Raw genomic sequence first — 18,384 nt, forward strand, 5'->3', positions numbered from 1 at the left:
TGAATCAGCTGCTTTCCTCATTTGCCCAGATACACCTCAAGCACTTTTGGGTCCTTTCTAATGGCACAGGGGGGACCGCGGGTCAAAACCATGCCCTGCGCCATGACAATTACCTCATCACTGATGTCCATGACAAAATCCATGTCGTGCTCAATTAGCAAAATTGTGCTCTTCTTTTTCTTGAGATTCCTTAAAATATTCTTCAGCTCCTGCCTTGCCTTTTGGTTAAGCCCAGCGGTTGGCTCATCCAGTAAAAGCAGTTTGTGCTCAAAAAGAAGCGCCCGCGCAATTTCCACAATCCTCTGCTGGCCATAGCTCAGGTCGCAACATGGAGTTGAAAGATCCTTGTAAAAATGCATGGAAGCAAGAAGCTCTTTAATAGCTTCAGGGCTGGCAGAAGAAGCAATTGTTAGGTTTTCAAGCACGGACAGATTCTTAAAAAGCCTTGCCTGCTGAAATGTCCTGCTTATGCCAGACAATGCGATTTCATGCACTTGCTTTCTTGTTATATCCTTGCCATCGAGGAAGATCCTGCCGGTGTCAGACCGGATAACACCGGTTATTATGTTGAAGGCTGTTGTCTTGCCTGCGCCATTCGGGCCTATGAGCGAAGTTATTTTTCCCTCCTCAACTTGGAAGCTGCAGGATTCCACTGCATTCACGCCTCCAAAATGCTTGGAGACATTCCTGACTTCCAGAATGTTCCGGATGTTCCCTGCTCCATTGCTGATGCGGCTAGTCATTCAGGTTCACCTTCCCGAAAAGGCCGCGCGGCCAGTACACAAGAATTGCAATTAGGATGGATGCGTAGATTATATCCCGCATCGGGCCAAGGATATCCGCCGGGAGCCCTGTAAATCTAACAGCCACACTAAAAAATGACACAATAAAAGCGCCAAGAATTGAGCCTTCCAAATGCCCCAGGCCTCCCAGATTCAGGGCAGACAATAAAAGTATAAGATAGCCAAGCTCAAATATTGATGGATCCAGGAATGTTATGTAATGTACATAAAATGCCCCGGCAATGCCCGCAAAGAAGCCTGAAATGCCAAGTGATATTGCTTTGTAGATGGCAGGGTTCTTGCCAAGGACAGACACAGAAAGCTCATCGTCACGGATGCCCTGCATAATTTTGCCGATGCGTGAATTGGTCAAAATCTTGATTGAAATATAAGTAAGTGCGACCAGGGCAATGGCAATGATTAATGTGAGATTGTTGTCCTTGACAAGCCTGGAAAGGCCGGGCAACCCCAGAGCTCCCCTTGTCAGCGAAATCCAGTTCCTGGCAACAGCATACAAAATAAAGTTAAGGCCAAGCATGACAAGAGAGAGATAGTCCTTTTTCAGCCTCAGCGCAGGAATTGACATGAGAACCCCGAAAATGCAAGTCATGATTCCGGCAAACAGGATGGAAATCCATGGATTGATGCCAAGCAGTTTAGAGAGCAATGCTGAACTGTAGGCTCCAAAACCTATTAATGCAACATGGCCAAGCTGGATGACACCAGTATAGCCAAAGGCCAGGTTAAACGCCATCACATTAATTACAAATAAGGCGAGAATGATTCCTTCATGGACAAAATATTCATACGCCATTATGAAACATCCTCCCGTTTCTTGCGGCCAAGCAGCCCGTATGGCCTGAACAGCAAGAAGACAAAGAGCAGCATGAATGAAATTGCGTCCTTATATCCTGAGGGGATATACCAAATGCCAAAATTTTCTGCAAATCCCAGAAGGTAGCTTCCGAGCACTGTGCCGTGCAGCAACCCGACGCCACCCATGATTGAGGCGGCAAATCCCTTGACAATTAACATGAGGCCCATTTGAGGATAAAGGTTGTTCTCCATGCCAATCAGGATTCCGGCCACACCCGCAAGCAGGGAAGCAAGTATAGCAGTAACCATGTAAACTTTTTCTGGGTCAATCCCCACAATCTGCGCAACGTCCTTATTGTCTGCCAGAGCGCGCATGGCCTTGCCTATCTTGGTTCTGAAAGAAATCCAGTAAAGGAATGCTATGACCAAAATTGAGGCTGCAATTATAAACAACTGGATATCAGTCATTCGCGCACCAAGAATCTCATGCGACACATTGTTTGCCTTGATAATCTTGACATCTGAACTGAATGCAATGAGCAATAATGAACTAAGAAGCGTCAAAAGCGCCAAGGATGCAATCATCATGACTGTGTAGCTTGCATTGCGCCTGCGCAACTGCCTGAAAACAACAAAATCCAGGGCAAGCCCAAGGATTATTGTGGCCACAATTACGAGAGGTATGACCAGCAGGAAATGGCCAATAGCCAGCTTAGAATAAAACAGGTAGGTCATATAACCGGCAAAGGCAACCATTGAGCCAATAGCGAAATTCTGGAATTTGTTGACTGAGTATATAAGAGAAAAACCGCTGGCAACCAGCATGTAGATGCTGCCTGCGATTAAGCCATTGACCAGCAATTGCATGAAGACTGACATTTTAAGAATTTAAAACAAAAGGGTATTTAACCCTTTTGCAAAATGCCGCCGGGAAATTTCCCCGGCAGTTAAAAAAGCCGGATTAAGCCGTTGCAATCTCCACTGCCTTCCCACCAGTTATCTTCTTTACAGAGTAAGGCAGCAAAGGATCGCCATTCTCGTCAAAAGTCAGCTTGCCAATGGCGCCATTGTAATCCTTCACAGAGTAAAGATTGTCCCTGATCTTGTCAGTGTCCTCGCCATATAAGGAGATGGCATCTGAAACCAGGTAAACAGCGTCATAGACTCCTGCCACAAACTGAGGCCATGGAACTTCCTCGCCAGTCTGCTCCTTGTATTTGGCAAATAGTGCAGCTGTTGTCGGGGATGTGTCATCCACTTTGGGCTCAATCCCTATCGCTCCTTCTATAAGCTCGGAATTTTCAGCAATGAAATCCCGGCCAAGCAAAACCTCACTTGCAACGATCTCCTGTTCCATGCCTGATTCCTTGAGCTGTTTCAGCAATAAGGTTGCTTTTGCCGGAGTTTGGGCGACAATATATATTACATCGGGATTTGCGTTCTTGGCTTTCAGCACCTGTGTCCTCATGTCAGTGTCCTCTGAAGAAAATGTTTCATCTGCGACAACCGCGCCACCCAGCAATTCAAAATTTTCCTTGAACACTTTCCTAAGGCCCTGCGCATAATCGGTTGTCTCTGAGAAAACAACTGCCTTGGACCTGCCCAAATCATCAGATGCGTACTTGGCTGCGACTTCCCCTGCAAATGCATCGGAAGGTGCAATCCTGAAAACATAGTCGCCTGCTGCTGTGATGTCGGGCGATGTTGCTGATGGGGAGATTAAGATGACCTTAGCGGCCTCTGTAATCGGTGCCGCGCCGAGAGTTTCACCCGAGCAGGCTCCGCCGATAATCACCTTGACTTTGTCCACATTCACGAGCTTTTGGGCTGCAGATGCCCCATCCTTGGGACTGCATTTGCTGTCCTCTGTGACAAATTCTATCATCTTTCCATTGATGCCGCCTTTGGCGTTTATCTCATCAGCTGCAATGAAAGCTGCTGTCCTGATTGGATTTCCGTATGCTGTTGCGTCGCCGCTTAGAGGCAGCATCAGGCCAAGCTTGACAGTTTCTGTTGTTGCCTGCGCATCTGGTTCTCCGGATGTTTCAGTTTCGCCGTTTGCGGGCCGTACATCCGGAACACCGTTCTGTGCGACAGGCGTGCACCCAATCATTAGGATGACCAGTGCCGCCAATCCTGCCAGAAATAATTTATTTGTCTGCATTATCTGCACCCCCTAGTTTGGTTATTAATGATTAAATCGTGATTAAATCCCTGAAAATGCAAATGCTGGAAATATTTTTTATTCATTATTTATAAAGCTACCGACTGCATCGTATTGTTCATCCTGTAGATGTTAACCGTCGGCTGTTAAGAATTCGGATGTTTTTAAGCATTTTTCCATTCAAAATGGCCAAGAACCGAATTATTTAATTCATTCTTGTATTGTTCCCATTGTGGCATAAATGAATCCATTAAATCGTGGAATCGTTCTGTATGGGTTTTTTCTAATAAGTGCGTCATCTCATGCGCGATCACATATTCTGTTAATTTAAGCGGATTTTTTGCTAATTCAAGATTAAGCCATATTCTCTTATCTTTTGGGTTGCTTGTTCTCCATTTAGTTTTCATCTTCTTAACTTTAACTTCGTTTACTTGAACACCAGTTACCTTCTGCCATTTTTCAACAAGAGGGGGAAGTTGCTTTTTTAGTTCTCTTCTGTAAAAATTATTTAGCGTTTCTTCTCTTTTCTCTGTGCTGGCTTTTGGATTAATATGCAAGTCAATGTGTGTTTTTCTTTTAATCTCTACTTTTGGATTTCCGTCTGTATGCACAATATTTAATCGGTATCTGTTTCCTAGGAAGTAATGACTTTCCCCAGAAATGCTACAAGCCCCAGATAACATTTTATCTGTATCTGCAGAAAAACCTAGCAGGAAACTTGCTTTTCTTAACACACAGCACAATGTAACAATTAGGGACTAAAATGGGACAAAAAAGATTTGAAAAAAGAAGTTTTATAAATATGGATGTTCATTTATAAATGAATGATTAAATCAATTGTGCCAAATCCATTTTCAAAGGATTCGAGTTTAGCTGATTTAACTAAAAAAGCTGAATTAATCAAAGAAGGGCTTAGCTTCACAATCATAATAAAGAATATTATTTTTCTGGCAGTATTGGGATTTATCCTTTCAAAGTTTTTTCAGATACCTTTGAATATTATTTTGATACTGGTTGGTACAGAAATTATTATCACTCTAATAGCTGGTTATCTAAAAATTATTAAATTAAAAGCAGTATATGATATAAATACAGCCAATAATGATGCTAAAGGATATAGAACTCTAATAATAACAAGTGAATATTATGAGTTAATAAAAACCATCTTTGGTGTTATTGCACATATTTTTTCAATAGGTTTAATTTTTCTTTTTTTTCATAAGGAAATTTCTAACATTGTTACCTCAAGCATACCTTTAAACCAGATATCATTAAAATATTTTGTATTCATATTCTTAGGATTCAAAATTTTCGATTTCTTTATGAAATTAGTAAGATACTCTTGGATTAAAAATATAAAAGAAAGTAATAATTTTGATGAAGTCAATCAAGATTATCTAATAATCGAAAAAAAGCTTGAATTAGTAAAGTTTATTCCGTTTATGTTCATTTTCCTTGTTATTCTGTTCTTCTTAAAAGTTCCTTTCTTCATCCCTTTAATTTTTGGTGGATTTATGATTTTAATGTTAATTCTTTCAATAATAGAATTAAAAAGAATTAAAAATGTAAAATTTAGGGAAAATCAATCCAAAGAATATGTAGATATAGATAAAACCACAATTCAACATCAAATTATGTCTTACCAAAATGAACAAATAGTATTCTCTATTTTTGGCATACTTAAAACTGCAGCGAGTTTCAAGGACATTTTTAAGCCATTTGGTTCAGCAACTTTAGGTGCTGGAAAAACATATTTTCCAGAAAATACTTTATTTGTAACAAACTATAGATTATTGCTAGTTCAAGTGCCTGTTTCTGGAGGAAATAAAATAGTTGGTGAAGTTGATTATGTTCAAAACAATTTCTTTTACAACCGATCTGAAATAAGACAGAAAGGAGAACAAATGCTAAAAACAATGGGTCTAACTCAAATTTTATCTTATGCAATGAATGATTTTCTATATTCAGATATAAAGTTAGTGACTTTAAAAGGAAATGCTCAGATAATAATAGAAAAAAATAATGGTGAAAAATACAGTTGCACTTTTTTAGACAAAGAATATGCTGAACCCCTAAAGAAAGCATTATCTTTCTATTTGAAAGAGAAATTTACTCAGAAATAAAACAATTCTAATTCAAGGATTATATTTTAGAGCTATTCATATCCAGAAACCACGCATTGTCCATCTATCATAGCTTCTTGCAGAGGATTTTCAACTTGTTTTCCATCAATAGTATAATTAGTTTGCGTAACTCCACTTCCAAGATCTGCCTGAACTGAAGTTCCTACAGATTCTGCTTTGGCAAACAACCGATGAATTTTTGTATCCAGTCTTTTTTCCTTTTCCATGGCAGAGTCGCACCTCTGCCCTGCCCCAACTCAGGGCTAACGCCCCCGCCTAAACATAAAATTAATATACATCGCGGATTAGCTTGTTTCCATGGCAAGCATTGAAGAAATGACTGTATTTTGCAAAAAGAAGGGAATTGTCTTTATGAATTCAGAGCTGTATGGCGGCTATTCAGGGTTCTGGGATTTTGGCCCGTGTGGGGTTGAGATCAAGAACAACATCAAATCAGCGCTTTGGCGAAGATTTGTCCAGCAAAGGGATGATGTTGTCGGGCTGGATGGCGCAATAATAAGCCATCCGAAAGTATGGCAGGCTTCAGGGCATGTGAGCTCATTCACTGATTTTCTTTTGGATTGCACAAAATGCAAGATGAGGTTCAGGGCAGACCTGCTGCTCGAGGATGCTGCAGGAGTGGCCACCGAGGGCATGAGGATAGAGGAGATTGAAAGGCTGCTGGAAAAGCACAAGGTAAAGTGCCCGCAGTGCAAAGGAGACCTTGCAACGCCAAAAAAATTCAACCTGATGCTCAGGACAAATGTCGGGCCTGTTGAATCGGACTCATCAATCTCATACCTGAGGCCTGAAACTGCCCAGCTCATTTTCTCGAATATGAGGATAGTGGTCGAAACCGCAAGGCTAAAGCTCCCATTCGGGATTGCCCAGACCGGCAAGGCCTTCCGAAATGAAATTTCGCCAAGGGATTTTCTTTTTAGGAGCAGGGAATTTGAGCAATTTGAGATAGAATATTTTGTAAACCCGTCAAAGAAAAATACGTGCCCTTTTTTCAGGGAGATTGAGGATATGGAAGCAAATGTGCTCCTGGCTGATGAAAAAGAGATGCGAAAAACAACATTCAAGAAGATGGTTTCCACCGGAAAATTTGCCACTGAATGGCATGCGTACTGGGTCGCATCATTCTATCGTTTTTTCACTGATTACGGGATTAAGGCCAAGAACCTGAGGCTCAGGGAGCACCACAAGGAAGAGCTGGCGCATTATGCCTCAGCATGTTTTGACATTGAATACAATTTCCCGTTTGGCTGGAAGGAAATACACGGGAATGCTGACAGGGGGATATTTGACCTGGAGCAGCATATGAAGTTTTCAGGCAAGGACCTCTCATTATTTGACGAGGAAACCAAGTCCAAGATTGTGCCCTATGTGGCGTCAGAGCCTTCGCAGGGGATAGAGCGGGCAATGCTTGCATTTTTATTTGATGCATATGATGATGACAAGGAAAGGGGCAATATTGTTCTCAGGCTTCATCCTGCTTTGGCATCCACAAAGGTGGCAGTGTTTCCCTTGGTCTCCAACAAAGAAGAATTGACAAGCTTCACCAGGAATGTTTATTCCAAGCTGAAGCGGGAATTTTCCTGCTCTTATGACCAGTCAGGAAGCATTGGCAGGAGGTATGCCAGGGCAGATGAGATTGGGATTCCATTTTGCGTAACTGTTGACTTTGACTCACTCAATGACAGTACAGTGACGGTCAGGAACAGGGATGATACAACGCAGATAAGGGTCAAGATAAACGAACTCGCGGCGCATTTAGCTGCTGTAATGAATAATGGCTGAATGACATTTGGATAGAAGGGCAACAAATGCACAGGCAGGCCAGGAGAGCATGATTGCGTAACATTTATATACATTCCAGTTAATAGCTACCCTTGGCAGAAGCATTAGGGATTCGGATTAGCAGGTTAATTATGGGTATATGCTCAAGTACATTTACATCATAAACATAACATAGAGATTGATATTGCAAATAAAAGTGGTGAAAAGATGGCTCTTTTTGGCTTAAGCAAGAAAAAGGAAGAGGCTTCCATGCCTCCGCCTCCATTCTCTGATTCTGCAACAAACTTGCCGCCTGACCAGCTTGGCGCTTTCCAGCAGCCAGGAACACCAGACGACCTAATGGGCCAGCCGCAGCAGCAGGGAGGGTACCCAGCGAGCCAGCCATACCAGTCCTACAATACCATGGGCCAGGCTGACATGCAGCAGGGAGGCAATCCAATGGACTATGGGCAATATCCCGACCCGCAGGACATGGGAAGCCAGGGGCAGCCAATGGACCAGCCATATTATGGCCAGCATCCAGGCAGCTATCAGCAGAATTACCCAGCAGGGAGCCCTGATGAAAAAATTGAGGAAATTGCAGAAGCCATTATTGAAGAAAAATGGAATGAGCTTGTCAAGAATGTCAACAAGATTATTGAATGGAAAGACAAGACTGAGTCCAGGATTACACAATTGGAGCAGAGGATGAATGATATCCGGGCTGACTTTGAAACACTGCACAAGGGCATTCTCGGCAAGGTTGGCGAATATGACCAAAACCTCACTAACCTTGGTGCGGAAATAAAGGCCATGGAAAAGGTATTTTCCAAGATCCTGCCAACTTTCACTGAAAATGTCAATGAGCTGTCAAGGCTCGCCAAGGACCTTAAGATGAAATCCTCCAGCAAATAGATGCAAGATAAGGAATAATAGGTGTAATAGATCCAAATTCTGTTTTATATTGCCTGTTTAATATTGCTGTAACAATATGGATTTGCCTGGAGAAATTCGCCAGCCTGATTAGTCAAGCTTGACCTTGCTGGACAGCGTTGTGATTGTGAACACCCCAATCAGCATAAGGAAGATGAGGCCAAGCACCTTTGGATGGAATATTGTTGCGAATAATGCGCTTGTTCCGGTTTCTCCCACATCCCCATCCACATTTGCCTGGGTCCCATTGACAGTGACGCCTACATTGTGCTCGCCACCGCTGAAAAACACAGTTCCCAGGCCGCCAAGAAGGATAATCACGCTAAAAATCATAATCCAATAGACAATGGACTTGTTATGGATCATGGCATCCTTGATATCAGAGTCAGTTGCCCCTAACATCTTATATGCTATAACCATGAGAAGGATGAAAATAAACATCAGGACAAACCAAGGGGTAATGGTTGAAATTACAGTATTCACAGATGGCACAAGCAGCAGAGTAATTCCAATCAGGAACGCCACCAGGATGTGCAGCCCCTGCCTGTCCTTGAAGAGATTGATGTATTCAAGAATCCCGTACACAAGGACAATGATAAGCAACATAGAGAAGAGGAATGAGAACTTGTTCAATAGCCCGGTATCAAGAATAGTTGCCATTGTTTACACTTCCGAGCCCCTTAGAGCGGATTTAAAATAAAAATAAAAAAAATTAATGGTGACCGCCGCCACCTTGGCTGCCTCCACCGCCTCCGCTGTAAATATTCTTGAGGTCCTGCCTGAATTCGCTCGGTCCATGACTCTCCTTTGGCTCGCTGGTGATGAATGCGACCAGTAGGCCAAATATAATCAATATTATTGCCATTGACAGGGCGTCGTCTCCAAAATTAACTTCAATCCAGTCCCAGCCTCCCCACCAGTTAGCAGCTGCCCCGAAGATGAACAGTATCACTGCCACGGACAGGAAAGTTATCCAGCCGGATAAGGCAACTCCAAACAGCTTGTATTCGCCGCCGAACATGCCCACCAACACCAACAGCATCAGCACCGCAATCAACACGATGGATACATTTGGCAGGGCCTTATTCATAATGGCCACCGGATCAACATCTTCGGACGGGTAATCGTTTGTGACATGTGGGATTACCACAATCAGCGCGATTACCAGCGCCACAGCCAGGTTCATGTTCTTTTTTCCTTCACCCAATACTTTTGTCTTCTGCAGGATTGCGAAGAATATTGTGAAGATCAGTAGGAATGGAAGCATGACGTCTCTTACGCCAACATCGTCCAGCCACCTGATAAAGTCCTGCAAAGCTCCATTTGCCATGTTTAATCACCACCTTTCTTTTCGTGTGCCGATTTTGTCGGCCTTCCTTCGTTCACTATAAAATACATAAATATCACAACAATAATCAACAATATTATTGCTGCCATCCACCTAGTATCCCAGAAGTTGACCACTGAGCTCCAAAGCCAGACCAGCAGCCTTTGTTCTCCTGAGGATGTGTCAATCCTGATTGCCGCGGCAAAAATAAGCAACAATGCAACCAGCATCCCCCAGGTAAAAGCGGTCCTCCACCCGCCGAAGAGAGCAACATGCTCATCCTCCCTGTAAAAGGATCCTATTAGGAGCAGGAACGAAACTGAAATCAGGAGCAACAGCACAATATTGGCCATTGTCTCGTTGATTATCCTTACCAGTTGTGCAGATGCCACAACAAGGAATGCCATGACAAATGCAACCATTGAGTTCAGGTTTTTCTTTGTATATTTTTTGCCTTCGATTTCTTCGGTGCCAAGCACCTTGGTCTTTTCGAGTATGGCAAAAACGATGGTAAATACCAGCAAAAAAGGCAGGATGACGTCGTAAATGCCTATATCCGTAAAAAAACTTAGGACTGATCTGAACACTGATTCCTCTGCCATATTAGTCTACCTTACTCTTAATCCATATATAAATTTTTCTATTGTGGCAAATATGAAGAAAAATGGATTATCGAGAAGAAAAATGAGGGAAGATATGATTATTGCTTGGCCCGGCCCGGCAATGGCGAATCTTTATAAAATACCGTTGCATCTTTGCGGTTATGGCAGCAAGAACACCTGGCATGGCAAGAAACCTCAGTGGCAATGAAAGGGAATTTTCCCAAATGAGGGATGAGATGGAGAAGTTTGACAAGCAAAGGGACCAGCTTATCAAGCAAAGCAGGGACATTCTTTCCAATGCAAAATACGCGATTTACTGTGCCCATAGGGATGATATGGTTAAGGCAAGGGAATTTCTGGCCAGTGCTGGCAGCCAAATAGCTGTCCTGAGAAAATCCATGAAAGGCATGCCGGAAATGGAAAGCATTGGGGCCTTCAAGGCAGCCATGCAGGAGTATGCTGAAGCCTACCTATTCTACACCTATGCAACACAGGGCAAACTTGCCAGCAAGAAACAGATTGGAGCCAGTGCTGATGACTACCTGATGGGACTGTGCGATTTCACAGGCGAAATGGCGCGCAGGGCTGTGCTTCAGGGCGGAAAAAAGAACATTTCTGAGGTTGAAAGCATTAGGAAAATAGTCGAAATGACGCACGGCGAGCTGCTCAAGTTCAATTTCCGTAACGGCGAGCTTCGAAAGAAGTATGACAGCGTTAAGTGGAACCTCAAAAAAATAGAGGAAATCATGTATGATTTGAGTGTCAGGGACATCAAATGACCCGACAAACTTACCATGCTTTGCCCGAAAACTCGCCTTCCGGCTCGGTTTGGGCATCTGCTCAGCTTTGCAGCTTCTCGCGAATTGCATTTTTCTCCTCTGCAACCCCGAAAAATGCATAATCCCTCCGGGAACGGGCTTCGCAAAATTGATGCCCAAACTAACTTTTCGGGCGAAGCCAACTTACCGCAAAGCTTTTTATATCCGTGGACTTTAGGGTGTTAACAGAGGGGGTATGAATGAATCCTGAAAGAGAGATTATCAACCAATGGCTCAGCCGGAAGGGTTTCTTCACAATTGACAGCATACCGCTTGAAAATAACAGGATAATCGACATTCTTGCAGTAAAAATCACCGGCGGAAACGTCAGCAAGGTCATGCACATAGAGACTGCCTGCACCATCAGCAGCCTGGACAATGTTTCCATGGCTGAATTCGAAATGAAATTCAACGATAAGAACGTTGTCCGGAAGGTCAAGTCCACAATCAGGGAATCGCTTGGCATTGAGGCTGAATATGACAAAGTGCTGGTGATCGGAAGCTCAAACAGGCTGGCGGATTTTAAGGCATTGGACGGCATAAGGACAATCAAGTTTGAGGATATTCTTTTTGACACCATGGCAGGCCTGAACAAGCAAAGCTACAGGAATGAAGTTGTCAGGACCCTGCAGCTTGTGAAATACCTGCTGTTGTCCAAGCCAACAAAGGCTGCGGAAATAATTGGCTTCAATGGGCCAAACAAGTTCCTTACACAGATGGAGAGGGAGGAATTCATAAGAATGCTGCTGACGCAGGGGGATGTCAAGCGCATCCTGGGAAAAAAGAGCATGGAGCATGAAGTGGCCAATGTGCTTTCTGAATCAACCCTGGCAAGGCCTGAAAAGCTGGCAGAGGCAATAGAAGGAAGCCTCATGAACAGCAGGGCAAAGAGGAAGTTCCAGAAGCTCATGATTGCAAAACAGGAAATAAAGGTCACCAAGAAACAGCTTCAGCCAAAGGAAAAAAGCCTTGAGATTTTCTTTGGGTAAAATATCCATTGCGTTTTGAAACAGGAATTTTTGGCAGAAATAATTATTTTTTGTGGCCTTTCCTGAAAATCATGTCCTTGAGCTCTCTTGCCTCTTTCTGGAATTCAGCATCTTCCTGCTTCATTTTCCCTGTTGATTCAATCTTGCTGTCCTTTGACTCCAATTCTTTGGCCTTTCGCAGTGCCCTTTTTTTGTCATCTTCCCATGCCATGCAGCTTTCTAATCTGGGGTATTATATTAATTTTTCCCGGCAAAAGCTTAGCAGAAAACTTCGCCTGAAGGCTCAGGTTTTGCCATCGGCTCGCATGAGACACTTATCCATGAAGGCAGTTTTCTCCCTGGAACTTAACGATTTTTGGAATCGCTTAAGTGCCGAACGAGCAGAGCGAGTGACCGCACTTCGAAAACTGCTGCCTGCCTTATTTCCAGATGCTCGCAAAATTGATGGCAAAACGTAAACTTTTCTGCTAAGCCCCGGCAAAGCTTTAAAAACAATCAGATGATTATTGCGGCATGATAAAAGGCCAGGTCATAGGCGGGGAGATAGGCAAAATCATTATCCGGCAAAAGTCAGGGAATGACATGGAGCTTGGCGAGCTGCTTGTGGCTGACAGCAGCGGCCCCGGCCAGGGCAAAGTCCTGTTTCAGTGCTATGACCTTCTTTTCGGCAGCCAGCTTGGCCAGCAGACCCTTGAGCTTGTATCTGGAATGAAGCTCGAAGAGGAAACCGACCTTGATTTTATGGACCCGCATCTCAGGAATTACTCATTGTCCTACCTAAAGCCTGTCCTTGCCATAAAAGGGAAAAGGGCAGAGCTATGCAAAGCACTTCCGGGTTTTTTTTCAGAAGTAAGGGAGGTCACAAAGGACGACCTGGCATTTATGACGCGGCCAGAAAATGCAATTTCAGTGGGCAAGCTCAGAAGCGGCTCAAGAAAGCTGGATGTGGACATTTACCTAAAAGGGGATGATGTTTTTTCGCACCACATTTTGGTTGCCGGGACAACAGGGAGGGGAAAAAGCGTTTTGATCTCAAACATGATCTGGAATGCAATTTCAGAGGATTTTTGCGGGATGCTCGTCCTCGACCCGCATGATGAATACTACGGCAGGAACAAGTTTGGGATGAAAGACCACCCAAGCAGGGAAAAGGTAATCTATTACACTTCAAGAAACCCGCCATCTGGCGCCAGAAGCCTGAAAATCAACCTTAAATCGGTAAAGCCGCAGCATTTCTCAGGAGTGATCGAGCTTTCAGACCCGCAGACCCAGGCACTTTATGCCTATTACAAGCAGTATGGGGAAAGGTGGGTAGAAAGCCTTGTGCTTGACAAGCCAGTTGATGTCCCTGGCTTTCAAGAGGGAACAATAACTGTTGCCAGGAGAAAGATGATTAGCATGCTGGATGTAAAGATGAAGGATGACAGGCTTGTTTGCAGCGGGATATTTGACATTCAGGCAGGAGAAACCACAATATCAGACATTACGAATGAATTGGAAAAAGGCAGTGTTGTAATTGTCGATACCTCAAATTTTGCAGGGGCTGTTGAGCTTCTGGTCGGCGCCATGGTCAGCCACAGCATTCTTGGGAAATACAGGCATTACAACATGTCAGGCGACCTGAGAGGCAAGCCGGTCATATCAATTGTGATTGAGGAAGCCCCGAGGGTGCTGGGCAAGGATGTGCTTGAAAAAGGGCAGAATGTGTTTTCAACAATTGCCAGGGAAGGCAGAAAGTTCAAAATCGGGCTTTTGGCAATAACACAGCTTCCTTCAATGATACCAAGGGATATACTTGCGAATATGAACACGAAAATAATACTTGGGATTGAGATGGCCCAGGAAAGGCAGGCAATAATAGAAAGCGCCAGCCAGGACCTGAGCGAAGACAGCAGGACAATCGCCTCTTTGGACAAGGGGGAGGCAATAATTACAAGCACGTTCACCAAATTTGCCACGCCAATTGCAGTGCCAATGTTCGGCCCGGAACTATTGCCAAGGAGCCCGGTTGGGACGCGCAAAGAAGTCAAAAAAGAGTTCATCGGTGTTGGATTATAGCTTATATTAGTTATATTATAATATGTATGATAAAAAATAGATTATTATATATATAGTTTTTAAAATATCTACTAAAATATATATAATGAAGCTGATTAATATGAAATTTGCGCATATGGCTGACTGCCATGTTGGAAGCTGGAGAGACCCGAGGCTGAGATATGTGAGTACAGAAGCTTTCTGCAGGGCCTTGGATGCGGCAATTGAGCGAAAGGTTGATTTCATAATAATTGCCGGGGACCTTTTCAATACCTCGCTTCCGCCCCTGGACAGCCTTAAGGTTGTGGCAAAAAGGCTAAAGGAATTGAAGGACATTGGAATTCCTGTATATATTGTTGCCGGAAGCCATGATTATTCGCCTTCTGGCAAGACAATGCTTGATGTCCTTGAAAGCGCAGACCTGCTGGTTAATGTGACAAAGGGGGAGGTCGCAGGAGAGAAATTAAGGCTCAGGATGACAACGGATAAAAAAACAGGGGCAAAAATAACTGGCATCCTGGGCAGGAGAAACATGCTGGAGAGGGCTTATTTTGAAAGCCTTGACAGGGAGAGCCTTGAAAAGGAAAAAGGATTCAAGATTTTTGTTTTCCACACTGCGCTGAATGAATTGAAAAAAGAAGGGCAGGAACATCTGGACAGCAATCCAATTTCCATCATGCCCAAGGGATTCGACTATTATGCCGGGGGCCACGTCCACATGGTTTTCAACAAGGAGATTAAGGAGTATGGGAGGGTGGTTTATCCAGGGCCGTTGTTCCCAAACAGCTTCAGCGAGATTGAGGAATTGCACCATGGCGGCTTTTATATTTATGAAGACGGGAAAATGGAGTTCGTCCCAATCAAAATCTTCGAGACATTGCATTTGGAATTTGACTGCGATGGAAAAACGCCTGAGCAGGTGAGAAAGGAGATTGGTGACAGGACTGACAATGAAGATTTGCAGCATAAAATTGTGACATTGAGGCTTTTCGGGAATCTCAGCGGCGGCAAGATAAGCGACATAAACATCAATGAAACTGTTGAAGCAATGATGCAGAAAAAAGCCTATGTTGTCCTGAAAAATACCTTCAAGCTTGGAACAGAAAGCTTTGAAGAAATAAAGATACACCAGGGTTCAGTTGAAGAAATCGAAAGCAAAGTAATAGCCGAGCATCTTGGCCAGCTGAAAATTGATGGCATGAATGCCACAGAGGAGCAGAAGCTGGTTCTAGGCCTGATGAAAGCACTAACCGCTGAAAGGAATGAAGGGGAAAGGGTGGCTGACTTCGAGAGAAGGATAAAGGATGACGCCAACAGGCTCATGAAGATTTGACTGGCATGTTAATAACCACCGGTCATAGACTGGATGGAAAATTCTGACATTTTTTAGCCATTGTTGCATGCTTTTTGCGAATGGCAAAAAAATGATATATGAAGTTTAATGATGATTTATATATGACTTCAACCTGGATTGAAGGCTATGCAAGGCTTTTATACTCCAATATCTTACAAGCCTTATTGACATTGATTTAAAATTATAAAAAACAGCTATTGAGTCAAAAAATCAGGCGGTGATGCGAGATGAAAAACAAAAACAAGATTTTTTTTATGGCTGCGGCAGTGGCAATCCTGGCCATGGTTGTATCAGCATGCAAAATTGAGATGCCTGACAGAGGCCAGAATGGCGCTGACAATATTATCCCGTCCAGCGGCGGGCTGACAGAGGGAGTTTCACTCCTGTCTGAAGGAGAGGCCAAGCTTGCGACGCAGGGATTGATAAAATTCCAGGATGTCAATGAGCTTAGGCAATTCCTGGCCCAGAGGGCCATATCCGGACAATCCGGCGCAGACATGTATGGCATTGGAAGAGGAGGCATGGCCCCTGTGGCAACAATGGCAGAAGGCGCAATGGAATTGGCTGTTGCAGACAGCGTCTCCCAGAAATCCTCAGGCACAGCAAACTCCATGGACTTTGATGATGGAGCAGGGGACTATTCACAAACCAATGTGCAGTATGAAAATGTGGATGAAGGCGATTTTGTAAAGAATGACAACAGGTACATTTACATGATTGCTGACAACAAATTGGTGATTGTGGATGCTTATGATGCAGAGAATGCAGAGATTGTGTCAACAACTGAGCTTGCTGAGAAAGCCAGAACAAATCCTGCTGAAACGCAGACATCTGCTGGCAAAGCTGCAAGCATGGACTCTGTGATGATAGACATTGGCTATCCGGATTATGACTATAGTGACGAAAGAGGCAGGGAGATTTTCATAAACGGGGATAAGCTGATGGTTATTACCGAGAGCAGTGAAAGAGGGTTCTATTTCCCAAGGTATGACATCATGCCCCAGCCAACATACAGGCAGAGAACAAATATCTATATCTATGATGTCAGCGACAGGACTGACCCCCAGTTATCTGAATCATTCTCCATGACCGGAAGCTATTACCAGTCCAGGATGATAGGTGACATGGTTTACATTGTGACCCAGGATGGTGTAAGCTACGGGCCTTTGCTCATGGAACCCATGGTGACGGGACAAGAGCTAATCAAGCCGGAAATATATTATTTTGACAATCCAGAGAGTGAATACCAGTTCAACACCATAGCTTCAATAGACATGGACAATGAAAAAGTCGTTGACAGCAAGACTTTCATGCTTGGCTATGCCAACACCCTGATGGTTTCTGAAAACAACATCTACATTGCCTACCAGAAGCAGAATTACTGGAGATGGGGCGGATACTGGGGAGATGCCTATGAAAAAGAAAGGTTTGATGATGTAATCCTGCCTTTGCTTCCAGAAGAGCTCAAGACCCAGATAGTTTCAATTAAGGACCAAAAACTGCCTGAGAATGAGGAATGGCAGGAAATCAGCAAAGTCCTGTCTGTCTTTTTCACAGAGCTTGACCAGAATGATAACCTCCAGGACCAATACCAGGACGTCTTTGAGACTATCCTTGATGCATTGGATGAGTATGACACCAAAAAAGCAATGGAGGACAGGAAGACTGTAATCCACAAGATTGGCATACAGGACGGAATGATTGATTACAATGCCAAGGGTGAAGTGGATGGCAGACTTTTAAATCAGTTCTCAATTGATGAGAACCAGGGATACCTGAGAGTGGCGACAACAGTGGATGTTTGGGCAAGGAAAAGAGTCCAGTACAATAATGTCTATGTCCTTGACTCAGGCATGAAAACTATTGGCGAACTGACAGGCGTTGCAGAAGATGAGCAGATTTATTCAACCAGGTTCCTTGGAAACAAGCTGTACATGGTAACATTCAGGCAGACTGACCCGTTCTTTGTGATTGATTTGTCTGACCCAAGAAATCCAAAGGTCCTTGGCGAATTGAAGATACCTGGCTTCAGCAACTACCTGCACCCCTATGATGAGAACCATATAATCGGCGTTGGCAAAGAAACAACGGAAGGCGACTTTGGCGGCGTGACCACAACAGGAATAAAGATTGCGCTGTTTGATGTCACGGATGTCAATGACCCCCAGCTTGTTGACAAAGTCGTAATTGGTGACAGTGGAAGCGACAGCCCAGTGCTGTACGACCATAAGGCTTTCCTGTTCAGCAAGGAAAAAAACCTCCTGGTGCTGCCAATCACTGAAGTGACTGAAAGGACAAAGCTCAGCCAATACAGGTACAGCAATTCCATCTGGCACGGGGCATATGTCTTCAAGGTGACAGAGGAGGGTATAGACACAACAGGCAAGGTCACACATTCCAGCACAAAATCAGAATATTGGTACTGGTGGGATGCTGCAAGCGTCATGAGAAGCCTGTATATGGATGACAACCTGTATACAATCAGCAACAAGTTCATCAAGATAAATGACCTTGCGAACAACCTTGAGGAGCTGAACACAGTTAAGCTGCCTTACCAGGAGAACTCGCCTTACTATTGGAGGTAAGGCGAATTTTTTGTTTTTTTATTAATCATTATAACTACTTGAATATAGCAAAAATGCAAAGCTTTAAGAATT

Annotated in this window: 18 protein-coding genes; 8 read left to right on the forward strand and 10 right to left on the reverse strand. The window is 43.7% G+C overall.

The window, feature by feature from the left end; all coding sequences use genetic code 11:
- Positions 1-17: 17 nt before the first annotated feature.
- From J4227_01970 to J4227_01990, 5 genes are all read right to left on the reverse strand, one after another.
- Positions 18-743 carry an ABC transporter ATP-binding protein gene (locus J4227_01970; GenBank protein ID MBS3109272.1) on the reverse strand — a complete coding sequence of 242 codons (726 nt, stop codon included), beginning with the start codon at positions 741-743 and terminating at the stop codon, positions 18-20.
- Positions 736-1,596, reverse strand: coding sequence for a branched-chain amino acid ABC transporter permease (locus tag J4227_01975; GenBank protein ID MBS3109273.1), 861 nt, complete (start codon positions 1,594-1,596; stop codon positions 736-738). Before J4227_01975 ends, J4227_01970 begins: the two co-directional genes overlap by 8 nt.
- Positions 1,596-2,477, reverse strand: coding sequence for a branched-chain amino acid ABC transporter permease (locus J4227_01980; protein MBS3109274.1), 882 nt, complete (start codon positions 2,475-2,477; stop codon positions 1,596-1,598). The genes J4227_01975 and J4227_01980 overlap by 1 nt, the downstream gene beginning before the upstream one ends.
- Before the next feature lie 82 nt (positions 2,478-2,559).
- Positions 2,560-3,762 (reverse strand): penicillin-binding protein activator, encoded by a 1,203-nt coding sequence (locus J4227_01985; protein ID MBS3109275.1) that lies wholly within the window; start codon positions 3,760-3,762, stop codon positions 2,560-2,562.
- 164 nt (positions 3,763-3,926) lie between these two features.
- Positions 3,927-4,496, reverse strand: coding sequence for a M48 family metallopeptidase (locus J4227_01990; GenBank protein MBS3109276.1), 570 nt, complete (start codon positions 4,494-4,496; stop codon positions 3,927-3,929).
- A gap of 90 nt (positions 4,497-4,586) precedes the next feature.
- On the opposite strand from J4227_01990, the gene J4227_01995 reads away from it, so the two are divergent.
- Positions 4,587-5,885, forward strand: a complete 1,299-nt coding sequence (locus tag J4227_01995) for a hypothetical protein (GenBank protein MBS3109277.1) — start codon at positions 4,587-4,589, stop codon at positions 5,883-5,885.
- A gap of 32 nt (positions 5,886-5,917) precedes the next feature.
- Here the strand turns inward: J4227_01995 and J4227_02000 are convergent, their stop codons facing one another.
- Positions 5,918-6,112 carry a hypothetical protein gene (locus tag J4227_02000; GenBank protein ID MBS3109278.1) on the reverse strand — a complete coding sequence of 65 codons (195 nt, stop codon included), beginning with the start codon at positions 6,110-6,112 and terminating at the stop codon, positions 5,918-5,920.
- A 91-nt stretch (positions 6,113-6,203) separates the two neighbouring features.
- Here J4227_02000 and J4227_02005 point away from each other — a divergent pair, with 91 nt between their 5' ends.
- The gene (locus J4227_02005) at positions 6,204-7,688 is read left to right on the forward strand and encodes a glycine--tRNA ligase (protein ID MBS3109279.1); all 1,485 of its coding nucleotides are present in this window, start codon (positions 6,204-6,206) and stop codon (positions 7,686-7,688) included.
- A 207-nt stretch (positions 7,689-7,895) separates the two neighbouring features.
- Entirely contained in the window at positions 7,896-8,582 is a 687-nt protein-coding gene (locus J4227_02010) for a hypothetical protein (GenBank protein MBS3109280.1), read from the forward strand.
- 108 nt (positions 8,583-8,690) lie between these two features.
- Here J4227_02010 and J4227_02015 read toward each other — a convergent pair whose 3' ends face one another.
- From J4227_02015 to J4227_02025, 3 genes are read right to left on the reverse strand one after another with little or no spacing between them, the layout of a single operon-like run.
- On the reverse strand, positions 8,691-9,260 hold the full coding sequence (locus J4227_02015; GenBank protein ID MBS3109281.1) for a hypothetical protein: 570 nt from the start codon (positions 9,258-9,260) through the stop codon (positions 8,691-8,693).
- Between the two features lie 52 nt (positions 9,261-9,312).
- Positions 9,313-9,930, reverse strand: a complete 618-nt coding sequence (locus J4227_02020; protein MBS3109282.1) for a hypothetical protein — start codon at positions 9,928-9,930, stop codon at positions 9,313-9,315.
- Between the two features lie 2 nt (positions 9,931-9,932).
- Positions 9,933-10,529: a hypothetical protein gene (locus tag J4227_02025; GenBank protein ID MBS3109283.1), complete on the reverse strand. Its 597-nt coding sequence runs from the start codon at positions 10,527-10,529 to the stop codon at positions 9,933-9,935.
- Between the two features lie 161 nt (positions 10,530-10,690).
- On the opposite strand from J4227_02025, the gene J4227_02030 reads away from it, so the two are divergent.
- Positions 10,691-11,308: a hypothetical protein gene (locus J4227_02030; protein MBS3109284.1), complete on the forward strand. Its 618-nt coding sequence runs from the start codon at positions 10,691-10,693 to the stop codon at positions 11,306-11,308.
- A gap of 239 nt (positions 11,309-11,547) precedes the next feature.
- Positions 11,548-12,336, forward strand: a complete 789-nt coding sequence (locus tag J4227_02035) for a hypothetical protein (protein MBS3109285.1) — start codon at positions 11,548-11,550, stop codon at positions 12,334-12,336.
- Positions 12,337-12,379: 43 nt separating this feature from the next.
- Here J4227_02035 and J4227_02040 read toward each other — a convergent pair whose 3' ends face one another.
- Positions 12,380-12,547: a hypothetical protein gene (locus tag J4227_02040; GenBank protein ID MBS3109286.1), complete on the reverse strand. Its 168-nt coding sequence runs from the start codon at positions 12,545-12,547 to the stop codon at positions 12,380-12,382.
- A gap of 302 nt (positions 12,548-12,849) precedes the next feature.
- Between J4227_02040 and J4227_02045 the strand changes: the two genes are divergently transcribed.
- The 3 genes from J4227_02045 (at position 12,850) to J4227_02055 (ending at position 18,312) form a co-directional block, all read left to right on the forward strand.
- Entirely contained in the window at positions 12,850-14,394 is a 1,545-nt protein-coding gene (locus J4227_02045) for an ATP-binding protein (protein ID MBS3109287.1), read from the forward strand.
- 85 nt (positions 14,395-14,479) lie between these two features.
- Positions 14,480-15,706 carry a DNA repair exonuclease gene (locus J4227_02050; GenBank protein MBS3109288.1) on the forward strand — a complete coding sequence of 409 codons (1,227 nt, stop codon included), beginning with the start codon at positions 14,480-14,482 and terminating at the stop codon, positions 15,704-15,706.
- A gap of 248 nt (positions 15,707-15,954) precedes the next feature.
- Positions 15,955-18,312 (forward strand): beta-propeller domain-containing protein, encoded by a 2,358-nt coding sequence (locus tag J4227_02055; GenBank protein ID MBS3109289.1) that lies wholly within the window; start codon positions 15,955-15,957, stop codon positions 18,310-18,312.
- The last annotated feature ends 72 nt before the right edge of the window (positions 18,313-18,384 follow it).

The sequence above is a fragment of the Candidatus Woesearchaeota archaeon genome, from assembly GCA_018303405.1.
In the GTDB taxonomy this organism is placed as follows: Archaea; Nanobdellota; Nanobdellia; order Woesearchaeales; family JABMPP01; genus JAGVYD01.